Source organism: Luteolibacter sp. SL250, assembly GCF_026625605.1.
Classification (GTDB): domain Bacteria; phylum Verrucomicrobiota; class Verrucomicrobiia; order Verrucomicrobiales; family Akkermansiaceae; genus Luteolibacter.
Genome location: NZ_CP113054.1, coordinates 2,276,886 through 2,289,521 on the forward strand (window position 1 = coordinate 2,276,886; position 12,636 = coordinate 2,289,521).

The window sequence follows — 12,636 nt, forward strand, 5'->3', positions numbered from 1 at the left end:
GCCATGATCCGACTCCTGTTTGTTTTCCTGTGCCTCCCGCTCATGCTCGGTGCGGCGGAAACACGTATCCTTTTTCTGGGCGACAGCATCACCCAGGATGGCCGGTGGGCCACGCTCGTGGAGGGCGCGCTGCGGAATACGGACGCCTACCGCGATGCGGAGATCGTCAATATGGGCCTCGGCAGTGAGACCGTGTCCGGTCTTTCCGAAGACGGTCATGCCGGCGGCAAGTTCTCCCGGCCCGATCTGCACGAACGGCTGGGCCGTCTCCTCACCGCTTACAAGCCAACGCTCGTCTTCGCCTGCTACGGCATGAACGATGGCATCTACCTGCCGCTCGATCCGCAGAGGCAGGCCGCCCATGTGAAGGGAGCCATCCGTCTGAAGGCGGAGGTGGAGAAGATCGGCGGGCGCATCATTTTCCTCTCCGCCCCCTTGTTCATGCCGGACACCCCGGAGAAGGACACGCAGGGCTATGACAAGGTGCTGGACACCTATGCCGCCTGGCTGGTCTCCATGCGGGCGGAAGGCTGGGAGACCGTGGACATCCGCCCCGATCTGAAACGCGCCGTGGCGGATGAGAAGGCGAAGGATCCCTCCTTCATCTACGCGAAGGACGGCGTCCATCCCGGCGGTGACGGCCACCGCTTCATCGCGGAAGCCGCCGTCAAGGGACTGTGGTCGTTGCTGAAGCTTCCGGGTGAGCCCGTCCTACCGACCGGTGACGCCCTCAAGATTCTCTCTGAACGGGCGGGTGTGCTGGAGTATGCCTGGCTTTCCGAAACGAAGCACCTCCGCCCCGGCGTGAAGGCCGGCCTGCCGCTGGACGAAGCGAAGAAGCGCGCGGACGACCTGATGGTGAAATACAAGGAAGCGGTGAAGTAAGGAGGTAGGACACTCCTGTCCTACGGCTGCAACCGGAACCCACAGCAAAGGCACCGCAGGAATAGATCAACCCCTTGCTTCATTCGCCAATGCCGCCGTTGGACAGGAGTGTCCAACCTCCTTACCCGGTTGCAACGCCGGCGGAAGCTGATCATTTGACAATTCCCGGCACCCGTGGGAGAGGGTAGCATCCATCTTTCCATGTCCCGTCCCATCGCACTCCCGCTCGCCGCCATCGTTGCCTGCCTCACCAGTTGCACCACCATCCCCGAGCTAGGCGGCATGATGGACCGCGGCGGCACCAGCGGCCGGAAGATCGAGGTCGATCTCACCGACCAGAAAGCCACCCTTTTCCAGCACGGCAAAGTCGTCGCCATTGCCCCCATCTCCTCCGGCAGGGAAGGAAAGACCACCCCCACCGGCCGCTACCGCATCATCCAGAAAAGCCCCGACCACCGGTCATCCCTCTACGGTAACTACGTCCGCAACGGCGAGGTGGTGAAGGAGAACATCGACATCCGGAAAGGTGGCCGCCCGCCCGGCAGCCGGTTCGAGGGCGTGCCCATGCCGTATTTCATGCGCTTCACCGGTGCCTACGGCCTCCACGCCGGGAACGTCCCCGGCTACCCCGCCAGCGCCGGCTGTGTCCGCCTCCCGCCGCGCCACGCCAAGCGCTTCTACGAAGCCGTCAAAATCGGCACTCCCGTCATCGTCCGCCGGTGAGCCAGTAAGGAGGGAGGACATGGCGGCAAAGCCTCCATGTCCTCCCTCCTTACCCGGTTGCAACGGCTGACCGATCCCTCACCTCACCCACCTGAAAGACACACGGGTGGATGCCCTGCCGCGCTCCGCGTCCCGTGCTGTGGGATCTTGTTTCATCGTTCTTCGGATTTGATGTCCATCCACTTGTCCGCGATGACCGGTTCCTCGTTCGCAAACCGATCAAGAATATCCTCGATGCTCTCCTCCATCACCAGCATGCGGTGGTGTTCCTCCCGGACGAAGCGCTGGGCGACGGCGTGTTCCAGAAATCGGAACAGCGGGGAGTAGAAGTCCGCCACATTCAGGAAGGCGCAGGGCTTTGTGTGGAAGCCGATCTGGGTCCACGTATAGACCTCGAAGATTTCCTCAAGCGTGCCGACGCCGCCGGGCAGGGCGATGAAGCCGTCCGAAAGATCCGCCATCAGCGTCTTGCGCTGGTGCATGGATTCCACCGCGTGGAGTTCCGTCAGTCCGGGGTGGACGACTTCCTTCCCGATGAGCAGGTGTGGCATGACGCCGATGACCCGGCCACCTGCTTCCAACGCCGCATCCGCCATCATGCCCATGAGGCCGACGTGCGCACCGCCATACACCAGGGTGATGCCGCGCCGGGCCAGAGTGCGGCCCACATGCACCGCGGCCTCCGCATACTCCGGCAGCAGTCCGGGACTGGAGCCGCAATAGATGCAGATGGCATTGGACCGGGGTGGATTCATGGCAGGGAGGAGGTGGTGCACGGCCACTTCACAATCTCCTGGTCCCCGATGCAACCGGGTAAGGAGCAAATGCATGTTCTAACAGATCGGTCCCGCTTCCTCCCTCTCCGATACGAGCGTCTTCGACAGATGGAAATGCGTGTGTCCGGGAGGGAAACCGGGCAGTTCGGCGAACACGCGGTAGCCCAGATGTTCGTAGAAATCCCGGGCCTGAAAATCGAAGGTGCCGAGCCATGATCCGGTGCAGCCCCGGCTGGTGGCGATGGCCTCCGCGGCAAGCAGCAACTTCCTTCCGAAACCCCGGCCCCTGAGGGAAGGGGAGATCCACAGTCCGTCGATCATCAGCCATGACCACATGGTCGCGCCGTAGAGGCCGCCGGCCACGGTGCCGTCATCGCCCTTCAGGGAAAGGTGGAGGGGCTGCCAGTCGCGCCCTCCCAGTTTACCCGGGTCCGCTTCCCGGATACCCTTGCGGACGGCTGCGGGCAGTGAGTCCGCGTCCGCCTGATGGTCGATGTGGTATTCCATGCTTCCTGTATCAAAGCAGCCGCCCGTCCTCCAATCCCAGCAAATATGTCTTCGCCTCCAGTCCTCCCGCGAAGCCGGTGAGCTTGCCATTCGAGCCGATGACCCGGTGGCATGGCGCGATGATGGAGATGGGGTTCCGTCCGTTCGCCGCGCCCACGGCCCGCACGGCGGCCGGGCTGCCGACTTCCACCGCGATCTGTGCGTAGGTCCGCGTCTCGCCGAAGGGGATGCGGGTGAGCGCGGCCCATACCCTTTTCTGGAACTCCGTGCCATGGAACTCCAGCGGCAGGTCGAAGGTGCGCAGCCGACCGGCGAAGTAGGCGGCCAGTTGCCTCTCAGTCTCCCGCAGAACGGTGTGGTCGGGGCTTTCCGCGCGCGGGTGGAGCGGCACGCGCTTCGGGTCGTCATTCTCCCACAGTACCGCCGCCAGTCCCGTCTCTCCGGCGACAAGCGTCAGCACGCCGACAGGGGAGGGCATTGTTTTCGTGAACCAGTTCTTCGTCGTTTTCATGGCTCCACCATGCACCATATGCGGGGTGGAAGCTGGCCATTTCCGGACATGAAAGCGAATTTCCATTCCATGTCCGGAAATGGCGAGTATCTGCCGTGAAACGGGCTACCGTCGCAGCATGATCGATGACGATGCCGCGTATCAAGCCCTGGCCTCCCATGACGCCCGGTTCGATGGCGTGTTCTTTGTCGGCGTGACGTCCACGGGCATCTACTGCCGTCCGGTCTGTCCGGCGAAGACGCCTGCGCGGAGGAACTGCGTCTTCCATGCCAGTGCGGAGTCCGCGGAGAAGGCAGGCTTCCGTCCGTGCTTGCGCTGCCGTCCGGAACTGGCGCCGGGGAATGCTCCGGTGGACAAGGCGCACCGCATCGCCCACCTCATCGTCCAGCGGATCGGGGAGGGGTTGCAGGACAGCGAGGAGGCGGGGTTGGAGGAAATCGCCGCCGGGCTGGGGATGAGTTCGCGGCACTTGCGGCGGATCGTCCAGGCGGAGCTGGGCGTTTCACCCATCGAGCTGATCCGGACGCGGCGGCTGCTGCTGGCGAAACAACTGCTCACGGAAACAAAGCTGCCTGTGATCGATGTGGCCTTTGCCAGTGGTTTCGCGAGCCTGCGGCGATTCAACGATGCCTTCGTCACGCACTACCGCATGCCGCCGGGACGGCTGCGGAAGGAAGCGGCGGGCGGGGGAGGGAAGGCTGCGGTTCATGGTGATACCTCCTCGCTGCTGCTCAGCTACCGGCCACCCTACGACTGGGACGGCATCCTGGATTTCCTCCGTGGACGAACGATGAAGGACGTGGAGTGCGTGACGGAGGACGCCTATCTGCGGACCGTCCGCATCGGCGGGCATACGGGATGGATCCGTGTCACGCATGCGGCGCGGAAGCACGCGCTGGCGGTGGAGTTCTGCCACTCCCTGGTTCCGGTGCTGCCCGCGTTGCTGGGGCGGCTGCGGAATGTCTTCGACCTCGCGGCCAGGCCGGATCTCATCTCCGCCCATCTGGGGAAGGATCCGGTGCTGGGTGAGACGGTGGAGCGGAATCCCGGGCTGCGCGTCCCCGGTGCCTTCGATGGTTTCGAGATGGTGGTCCGCGCCATCCTCGGCCAGCAGATCACCGTCCGTGCGGCCACGACCATCGCGGGGCGGTTCGCGGAGGCGTTCGGGGAGAAGATCGCCACGCCTTTCCCGGAGCTGACGCGCCTCTCGCCGCAAGCGGAAAAGGTGGCTGCCGCCAGCGTGGATGACGTCGCCCGGCTGGGCATCGTCAGCGCGCGGTCGCGGTGCATCCTCGCCCTGGCACAGGCGTTCTGCTCCGGTGCGTTCTCCCTGGAGCCGGGAAGCGATCCGGACGCCGCCATCCGCAGCTTGGAGGCCCTGCCTGGCATCGGCCCGTGGACCGCGCACTACATCGCCATGCGCGCGCTGCGCTGGCCGGATGCCTTTCCGAAGGAAGACATCGCCGTGCGCAATCGGCTCGGCGGCGTGACCGCGAAGCAGGCTGAGGTGCTGTCCCAACCATGGCGTCCATGGCGGAGCTACGCCGTGCTGCACCTGTGGCGCTCGCCCGGGTAGCGGCGGGTGAAGTCCGCGCTCCATCTGATCCTTCCCCAGGTTGCATCCCACCCTCAGCCGTGTTAGATCGGGACCATGGCTTCTTCTCCTTCCTCCACATTGATCGACGTATTATCCGCGGATTCCTACGAGGCGGAGCATGTTCCGGGTGCGGTGAATCTCTGCGTCTACGAAACCGCGTTCATCGACAAGGTGAAGCAGGCGTTTCCGGATACGGCGACCGCGCTCACCGTCTGCGGATACTGTGACTCCACGAAGGAGGCGGAGGTCGCCGTCGCGCGGCTGGAGGAGGCGGGATACACGGATGTCTCCGTGTTGTCCGGCGGTCTGGAAAAATGGAAGGCCGACGGCGGCACCCCCGAGGGGAAGGGGGATGCCGCCGCTTCATCGAACGGAAAGCTGGCGGTCGATCCGGAAGCCAGTTCCATCCATTGGACGGGCAGGAATCTTTTCAACTTCCACACCGGATCGCTGAAGCTCGCGGGCGGCTGCGTGGAGATCCGGGACGGCGTGCTGGTGGCCGGGGAGATCCATGTGGACATGGACTCGCTGGCCTGCACGGATCTGACGGACACGGCAATGAATCGCATGCTGGTGGACCATCTGCGGAGTGATGATTTCTTCAGCATAGGGGACCACCCGGTGGCCACCTTCACGGTGGTCTCCGCGACTCGGATTGATGGCGTCAGCGACGGCCTGCCGAACCATTGCATCGAGGGTAACCTGACGCTGCGCGGAAAGGTGATACCCGTTTCGTTCGATGCGCTGGTGGCGCGGAAGGACGACGGCTCATACGTCGCGCAGGCGATGGTTGATTTCGACCGCACGCAGTGGGGTTCCATCTACGGTTCCGGCAGGTTCTTCTCCCGGCTGGGCCAGCACGTGGTGAACGATGTCATCCACCTGCACCTGAAGGTGGTGACCGTTGCCGGATGATCCGGCGCGGGGGAGGGTGTCCGGGATGCGCTGGATCCTTTTACCTCACCTGCGGCCAGGCATCGACTGTCGCGGATTGTCCGGTTCATCTCTTGGTGTGATCCTGGTCATGTTCCCAAGGAGTTCCCGTTGTGTCAGACAGGGTAGGGTTCCGCCATTCCGATTTGCCATCCTCATGGCGCTTTCGCGCCTTCGGTTTCGTTATTCTTCGGGCGGAGGACAATATGAAGCAGCCCACAAGCAGCACCAGGCCACCTGTAAACCTTGCACTGTGGCCGGAGAAATTTGAGGTGAGGCCTCCGGATTTGTCCGCGCTTCCGGGGGAATGGTAGGGGATGGCATATATCAGCTGAAACAGGCCGAAGAATACAGCAATAATACCCGCCGTCACCAGGCCCGCTATGCGCGTTTCTGGTTTCTTCGATTTTCTCGATCTTTTCGACTTCCTCGTCATTGACCAAAGATAAGTGGTGGGGCGATCCGTTGATCTGAGCAAGCCTATGGAGTCAGATCCTCCAAGCCATTTTGTGGAATCGTTTCAGAGATCGTGTGGCCGCGGGCCGGATGTGCTTCCCAATGATCCAGTATGCCGGATCTGACCGTCCGTAGGAAAAGCATCACTTTTGAAGGGAAAAGCGGATTGATCCGGGCCATACGCCGATAGACGGAAAGAAGCGGTTCACGTATGGATGGGGAGTAGCCAGAAGCCCTTGACCATGTCCGCCAACCCACTCGCCCAGCCCGCAGTCTTCATTCATTTCAACCGGAGGGAGATGGGCGTTGCGGCCGCCGCGAAGGTCCATGAAGAGATCCTCCGGATTGTCGCGGACAAGGGCAATGCGCGCATGGTCATGGCCTGCGCCCCATCGCAGGATGACTACTACGCCGCACTGATCCCGCTGGTGCGCTCCGCGCCGGAGGTCTGGAGGAACGTGGAGATCTTCCACATGGACGAGTATGTCGGCCTCACGGCGGATTCACCGCAGAGCTTCCGCAGCTACCTGCGGGAGCACTTCCTGGATCATGTGGAGGTGGCCGGATTCCACCCCATCGGCGGGGAGGCGGACCCATCCGCGGAAAGCGTCCGCTATGAGGCGCTGCTCTCCGCCGCCCCCATCGACATCATCAGCATGGGTATCGGCGAGAACGGGCACATCGCTTTCAACGATCCGCCGGTCGCGGATTTCAACGATCCGTATCTCATCAAAAAGGTGGAACTGGACGGCATCTGCCGCCAGCAGCAGGTGAATGACGGCTGCTTTCCCACGCTGGACGCGGTGCCCACCCATGCGCTCAGCCTCACGCTGCCGGTCTTCGCCGGGGCGGGGATGCTGGTGTGCATCGTCCCCGGAGTGAGGAAGGCGGAAGCAGTGAGGAACACCCTGCTGGGGCCGGTCGGCACCGCATGTCCCGCCACCCTGCTGCGCGGACATGCGAATTCGTTCCTCTATCTCGATGACGACTCCGCCTCCTTGCTCGACCACTGACTTTTCCGGATGATGCCTGCCGCACCCTACTTCGATCTCCAGGTGAATGGCTTCGCCGGGGTGGACTTCCAGCGCGATGACGTGGACGCCGCCGCCCTGGAGCGGGCGATGGAGGCCCTGCTGCTCCACGGCACGGGAAAGATCCTGCTCACCCTCATTACGGACCATGCCGATGCCCTGTGCCGGCGGTTGGAGCATTTCCGGAAGCTCCGGGAGGCGTCACCCGCCGCCCGGGAGATCATCGCAGGATTCCATCTGGAGGGACCATGGCTCTTGCCGGAACCGGGTTACCATGGCGCGCATGATCCCCGCCACATGTCCGCGCCGGACCTGCGCGCGTTCGATCTTTTCCAGGAAGCGGCGGGCGGCCTGCTGCGGCTGGTCACGCTCGCGCCGGAACTGCCCGGTTCGCCGGAACTCATCGCGCACTCCGCATCCCGTGGCGTGCGGACGGCCATCGGCCATTCCAATGCCTCGGACGCGCACATCGATGCTGCCATCCGCGCGGGCATGACGCTCTGCACCCATGTGGGGAATGGCGTGCCGGTCATCCTGCACCGCCATGACAACGTGATCCAGCGCGTGCTGGCGCGGGACGAGCTCATGGCGGTCTTCATCCCGGACGGCATCCACCTGCCGCCCGGCGTGCTGCGGAACTTCGTGCGGGCGAAGCCACCGGGAAAGGTTCTCTTCACCACTGACTGTATGGCCGCGGCGGGTGGCGGTCCGGGGCGTTACTCCCTCGCCCATGTGGAGGTGGAGGTGGGGGAGGATGGCGTCGTCCGTGAGCCGGGGAAGGAAACCTTCGCCGGATCCTCACTGACGATGGACCGTGCGGTGGAAAACGTGTGCGCCTTTCTCGGCTGGTCGCGTGAGGATGCGGTGGCCGCGTGCTCCACGGGTGTCGCCGCGGCGTTGGGATTCTGAGCCGCGTCGGGAAAAAGTCCGCTCAACGGTTGCAGAAACACCGGACGAGCCTGACCAGGGAGATGAAGAGCAAGGCAACGCAAACCGCCACGACGGCATGCCTGAGGAGCGATGCCGTCCCCGCCGGGCAGATGATGCCGGTGAACAGGGCGATGTAGGCGGCCAGGCACACGGGGCATTTCGGTATCGCTGCCAGCAGGGCGGCGGGCAGCAGCCAGGAGGCGGCGCGCCCCGCCCCACGCCAACGGGGCGGGCGGCACCCGCAGCACGTGGTGGAAGAGGGGAGCGTGGCCTCCCCGGGAACTGACCGCTTGAGTTTCATCAGCGGTTGCCGCAGCAACTGCGGCCGCTGTCACCGCTGGCAGCTTCCTTCGGCCAGTAGGGCTTGTCCGGATCGGCGAAGGTGCCGCTTTCATATTGGTCGTGGTAGCGGAGCCACGCCATGGTGAAGGGGAGTCCGTCCTCGTCCCGACCCTTTGGCATGAGGTCCAGCAGGTCGTAAGTGGTCATCAGCCGCTCCACGCCGCGTTCATAGGTGGAGTAGGTGTGGAAGATCCTGCCGTCCGCTGCCTTGCGGAAGACGCTCATCCCCGGACCTTCCGTGCTGGGGAATTCCTTTTCCGTGTAGTTGTAGCGGACCTTGCCCGCCGCCAGTTCCTCCTCCGTGAAGGAGACCCCGTAGTCATGGTTGAAGCGATTCCCGCCGGACGAGACCCAGGGGAATTTCCAGCCCATCCGCTTGCGGAAGGCGGAGAGCTTCTCCAGCGGTGCGCGGGACACGGCTACCAGCGAAACGTCCCGCGCCGCCAGGTGGGGAAGCATGCCGTCGAAGTGATCGGACACGAACGAGCAGCTCGGGCAGCCTTCTTTCCATTCCGGGGCGAACATGAAATGATACACCGCAAGCTGGCTCCTGCCGCCGAACAGGTCCGCCAGCGTGCGAGGTCCCTCCGCCGTGTCGAAGACATACTCCTCCGTGACCTCCCGCCACGGCAGGCCGCGGCGGGCCGCCGCCAGCTCGTCGCCCAGCCGGACGAGTTCCTTTTCCTTTTCCAGCAGCCGGATGCGGGCGGCGGTCCATTCCTCCGTGGATGCGATGGGGTGCGTGCTCATGGTCGTGGTGGGTTGGTGGTTCAGGCTTTGCCCGCCACATGGGCGGCGAAGGTTTCGACCGCACGGCCCCAGCCGCCGGCGTGGCTGTCGCGGCTCTCGATGGTGGCGAAGCGGGTGTGCGTCATGATGAACTCCGTGCGCGCGCCGCAGGCGATGAACTCGATGGTGATGAGCGAGGTCTTTCCCTCCAGCTCTCCCGGCTCCGCGCCGCTGCCGTCCACCTCCCAGTCCCAAGTGTAGACCAGCCGGGATGGCCGCACCACCTCGTGGAACTCACCTGCGGCGGTGTAGTACTCCCCCTCAGGATTCTTCATCTGGATGCGGAACCTGCCGCCCGGCTTCAGGTCCATGCTGGCGAAGGGGATCTCCATGCCCGGCTCCGGGCGCATCCACCGCTGGATCTGGTCCGGGGTGGTCCACGCGTCAAAGGCCAGCTCCGCGGGGGCGTCCAGCAGGCGCCGGATCACCAGCGTGGCGTTGTCCGGCTTCGTCAGTTCGTTCTGGTTGTTCATGGTTGCTGTTTTCCGGTCTGCAGTTGTTTGAGATAGGTTTCAAAGCTGTCGAGGTTCGCCTCCCAGAAGGTCCGGTAACGGTCGATCCATGCCAGGGCCTCGCTCATCGGCGCGGCCTCCAGGGTCATCGTGTGCACCCGGCCATCCTTGCGGCGCTTCACCAGCCCCGCCTTTTCGAGGACGATGAGGTGCTTGGAAACGCCCGCCAGCGACATCGCGTGTTGCTTGGCCAGCCCGGTGACGCGCTCCTCCCCCTTTGACGCCAGTTCCGCGAGGATGCTCCGCCGCGTGGGATCCGCCAGCGCGGCGAAGGTCCGGTCAAGGTTGCTGGAATTAAATTCAACCATATGGTTGAATAAAGATCCCACGGCATCCGATTGCAACTCCTAATTTCCGGAGGATAGGGTGGGGGCATGACACCGGAGCTTTCCGTCTGGCAGCACGCCATCCCTGACGATGTGGAGGAATTGCTGCCCCTGCTGGAGGCGTTCTATGCGGAGGAACAGCTCGTCCACGATGCCGCCTCCGTCCGCAGGGCGGTGGTGGATCTGCTGGCAGATGAAAGCCTGGGCGGCGTCTGGCTGCTGCGGGTGGAGGGCGTGCTGGCCGGATATCTCGTCGCCGTATTGGGCTACAGTGTGGAGTTCGGCGGCCGGTATGTCCTGCTGGATGAGCTGTTCATCAGCCCGGAGTTCCGCGGCGGGGGAAAGTGGCGGCACGGATTCCGCGAGGTGGAGGCATGGGCACGGCAGCGGGGCATCCGCACGCTGCGGCTGGAGGTGAACCACCACAACGAAAAGGCCGCCAGCCTCTATCTGGCGGACGGCTTCAGCAACGACGAGCGCTCCATTTTCACGAAGCGGCTGGGTGGTTGATTTGCGGAAGCTATCCTGTCGGCCTTTGCGAAAAGCGGCGGATAGGATTGGGAGCCGCGGATCCTGCGAATCTGACGAACGAAGAAAAAGATTCGCTGGATTCGCCGCATTCGCGGTTCCTTCACCCTGCGGTTATCCGGCCTCGGTTTCCAGAGTCACGCGGCGGACTCCTTTTTCGCCCGGTAGGCGAGCTTCCGCCAAAGATACTCCACCGGCCCGTTCCTGAACCTCCGTAGCCATAGTTGGCTGAGTGCTACCTGCCCGGTGAACAGCGCCACGCAGATGACCGACCCTGAGTAAGCGGTCGTCCTGCCATATAGACCGAAACCCCACCCCATGAAGATCACGTTCGCGACGATGGACTGGAACAGATAGTTGCTCAGGGACATCCTCCCCGCCGCGGACAGCCAGCGGGTGATGTGGGGCCATCGGCCGGAGTGGAACACCAACGCGCCACCGGTGATATAGCAAAGCGCCATAAGGGTGGTTCCCCCGGGATACTGCACCGCACGCAGCCACCACATTTGTTCGGAAAATGGCAGCCAACCGAAATCCTGCACCTTGCCCAGCACCGAGAGTGCAATCCCTGTTAGCAGAGTCGGGGGAAGCCATTTCCGGAGGAGGCTCTCATGGCGCTCCAGCAACTGGGAGGGCCCCGCTTTGCCCGCGGCCATGCCGAGCAGGAAAAAAACGAAGGAATGGAAACTCAGGCTGAGGAACAGGCTTTCGATCGCATATTTCCACTCGTCGATCCGGGAACTGGTAATCCACCAGAAATCATCCGACTGGTAGCACTCCACCCAGGCGTCCGCCGTTTCCCTCCAGTTGTGGTTCATTTCTCCGTACGTCGCCTCCAGATAGGAACCCAGCAGCAACAGTCCGCTGTGCAGCAGGAACACGACCGCTGCCAGCACCAGCAGGGTGAGGGTGCGTCGGCGCACGAGAAAGATCGTGGTCATCCCCATGACCGCATAGAATGTGAGGATATCTCCGCACCATAGCACCATGCCATGGAGGACGCCCAAGATGAGGAGAACCGACATCCGGCGGAGGATGAACCAACGGAACAGGCTTGGCCTCGTCCCACTCCAGTGCTGCCACTGCTGTGCCAGCCCCAACCCGAAAAGGAACGAGAAGACGGAAACAAACTTCCCTGTCGCAAAGACATCGATCAACTGGATTGCCAGCAGATTCAAGATTCCCGGCAGGTAAGCCTCCGTGGCACTCCAGGAAACGAAGGATGATTTGAATCCATGCATGTTCACCAGCAGGATGCCGAACAGGGCGAAACCCCGCAGCGCGTCCAGATGGTCCAGCCGACGGTCCGTCGGCGTGAGGGAGGCGGGCAGCGGCAGGGGAGGGGGCACCATTCGGCGGGAGCATGCACCGCCCGCTGGTTGCGGTGCACGACTTTTCAAAATCCCCGTCAGGCAGGCATCGCCGCACCGCAGTTCCAGCACTCCGAGAACACCCCGTCCACGGTCTCGCCGCAGGACGGGCACTTCCAGCCCTCCGCCGGTGGGGTGGCGGCGTCTTTCTCCCGGTAGTCCCGGATGATTGCCAGCGCGCGCGGCTCATCCATCCAGTCAAGCACCCACAGCTCCGGATAGACCTGCGTGTAGGGTACCTCACCGGCCAGCCCGGCCGCCCCCGCGTTCCTCAGTTCCGTGCGAATCCCCTCAGCCTCCAGCAACGTCTGCATGTGACCGACGACGGTGAAGTCGATGTTCTCGAAAACCAGTCGCATGGAAGGTTGCAGCATAGTTCCAGAGGGTGGGCGCGCCCGGCGGTCGCAACCTGCCGGGGCT

The 12,636-nt window shown here is 63.6% G+C and carries 16 protein-coding genes; 7 read left to right on the top strand and 9 right to left on the bottom strand.

What is annotated here, in order from left to right:
- Positions 1-3 precede the first annotated feature (3 nt).
- Both OVA24_RS10100 and OVA24_RS10105 read left to right on the top strand, forming a co-directional pair.
- Positions 4-885: a GDSL-type esterase/lipase family protein gene (locus OVA24_RS10100; RefSeq protein WP_267675092.1), complete on the top strand. Its 882-nt coding sequence runs from the start codon at positions 4-6 to the stop codon at positions 883-885.
- Between the two features lie 201 nt (positions 886-1,086).
- On the top strand, positions 1,087-1,608 hold the full coding sequence (locus OVA24_RS10105) for a L,D-transpeptidase (RefSeq protein WP_267675093.1): 522 nt from the start codon (positions 1,087-1,089) through the stop codon (positions 1,606-1,608).
- Between the two features lie 152 nt (positions 1,609-1,760).
- Here the strand turns inward: OVA24_RS10105 and OVA24_RS10110 are convergent, their stop codons facing one another.
- From OVA24_RS10110 to OVA24_RS10120, 3 genes are all read right to left on the bottom strand, one after another.
- A complete protein-coding gene (locus OVA24_RS10110) occupies positions 1,761-2,363 on the bottom strand; it encodes an LOG family protein (protein ID WP_267675094.1) in 603 nt (200 codons plus the stop codon).
- 78 nt (positions 2,364-2,441) lie between these two features.
- Positions 2,442-2,891: a GNAT family N-acetyltransferase gene (locus tag OVA24_RS10115; protein ID WP_267675095.1), complete on the bottom strand. Its 450-nt coding sequence runs from the start codon at positions 2,889-2,891 to the stop codon at positions 2,442-2,444.
- 10 nt (positions 2,892-2,901) lie between these two features.
- Positions 2,902-3,402, bottom strand: a complete 501-nt coding sequence (locus OVA24_RS10120; RefSeq protein WP_267675096.1) for a methylated-DNA--[protein]-cysteine S-methyltransferase — start codon at positions 3,400-3,402, stop codon at positions 2,902-2,904.
- A 118-nt stretch (positions 3,403-3,520) separates the two neighbouring features.
- On the opposite strand from OVA24_RS10120, the gene OVA24_RS10125 reads away from it, so the two are divergent.
- The 4 genes from OVA24_RS10125 to OVA24_RS10140 all read left to right on the top strand — a co-directional run bounded on the left by OVA24_RS10125 (position 3,521) and on the right by OVA24_RS10140 (position 8,328).
- A complete protein-coding gene (locus OVA24_RS10125) occupies positions 3,521-4,978 on the top strand; it encodes an AlkA N-terminal domain-containing protein (RefSeq protein WP_345783436.1) in 1,458 nt (485 codons plus the stop codon).
- A 75-nt stretch (positions 4,979-5,053) separates the two neighbouring features.
- The gene (locus OVA24_RS10130) at positions 5,054-5,914 is read left to right on the top strand and encodes a YceI family protein (RefSeq protein WP_267675098.1); all 861 of its coding nucleotides are present in this window, start codon (positions 5,054-5,056) and stop codon (positions 5,912-5,914) included.
- Positions 5,915-6,630: 716 nt separating this feature from the next.
- A complete protein-coding gene (locus tag OVA24_RS10135; protein WP_267675099.1) occupies positions 6,631-7,401 on the top strand; it encodes a glucosamine-6-phosphate deaminase in 771 nt (256 codons plus the stop codon).
- Positions 7,402-7,410: 9 nt separating this feature from the next.
- Positions 7,411-8,328 carry an N-acetylglucosamine-6-phosphate deacetylase gene (locus tag OVA24_RS10140; protein WP_267675100.1) on the top strand — a complete coding sequence of 306 codons (918 nt, stop codon included), beginning with the start codon at positions 7,411-7,413 and terminating at the stop codon, positions 8,326-8,328.
- Between the two features lie 22 nt (positions 8,329-8,350).
- Here OVA24_RS10140 and OVA24_RS10145 read toward each other — a convergent pair whose 3' ends face one another.
- Genes OVA24_RS10145 through OVA24_RS10160 form a run of 4 tightly spaced genes read right to left on the bottom strand, consistent with a single transcriptional unit; the run spans position 8,351 to position 10,300 of the window.
- Entirely contained in the window at positions 8,351-8,650 is a 300-nt protein-coding gene (locus tag OVA24_RS10145) for a hypothetical protein (RefSeq protein WP_267675101.1), read from the bottom strand.
- Positions 8,650-9,441, bottom strand: coding sequence for a DUF899 domain-containing protein (locus tag OVA24_RS10150; RefSeq protein WP_267675102.1), 792 nt, complete (start codon positions 9,439-9,441; stop codon positions 8,650-8,652). Before OVA24_RS10150 ends, OVA24_RS10145 begins: the two co-directional genes overlap by 1 nt.
- Before the next feature lie 20 nt (positions 9,442-9,461).
- The gene (locus OVA24_RS10155; protein ID WP_267675103.1) at positions 9,462-9,953 is read right to left on the bottom strand and encodes an SRPBCC family protein; all 492 of its coding nucleotides are present in this window, start codon (positions 9,951-9,953) and stop codon (positions 9,462-9,464) included.
- Complete coding sequence (locus OVA24_RS10160) at positions 9,950-10,300, bottom strand: ArsR/SmtB family transcription factor (RefSeq protein ID WP_267675104.1); 351 nt, start codon at positions 10,298-10,300, stop codon at positions 9,950-9,952. The genes OVA24_RS10155 and OVA24_RS10160 overlap by 4 nt, the downstream gene beginning before the upstream one ends.
- Before the next feature lie 66 nt (positions 10,301-10,366).
- Between OVA24_RS10160 and OVA24_RS10165 the strand changes: the two genes are divergently transcribed.
- Positions 10,367-10,828, top strand: a complete 462-nt coding sequence (locus OVA24_RS10165; RefSeq protein ID WP_267675105.1) for a GNAT family N-acetyltransferase — start codon at positions 10,367-10,369, stop codon at positions 10,826-10,828.
- 155 nt (positions 10,829-10,983) lie between these two features.
- On the opposite strand, the gene OVA24_RS10170 is transcribed toward OVA24_RS10165, so the two are convergent.
- Both OVA24_RS10170 and OVA24_RS10175 read right to left on the bottom strand, forming a co-directional pair.
- Entirely contained in the window at positions 10,984-12,198 is a 1,215-nt protein-coding gene (locus OVA24_RS10170; protein ID WP_267675106.1) for a DUF418 domain-containing protein, read from the bottom strand.
- A gap of 56 nt (positions 12,199-12,254) precedes the next feature.
- Positions 12,255-12,575: a putative signal transducing protein gene (locus tag OVA24_RS10175; RefSeq protein WP_267675107.1), complete on the bottom strand. Its 321-nt coding sequence runs from the start codon at positions 12,573-12,575 to the stop codon at positions 12,255-12,257.
- Between the last annotated feature and the right edge of the window lie 61 nt (positions 12,576-12,636).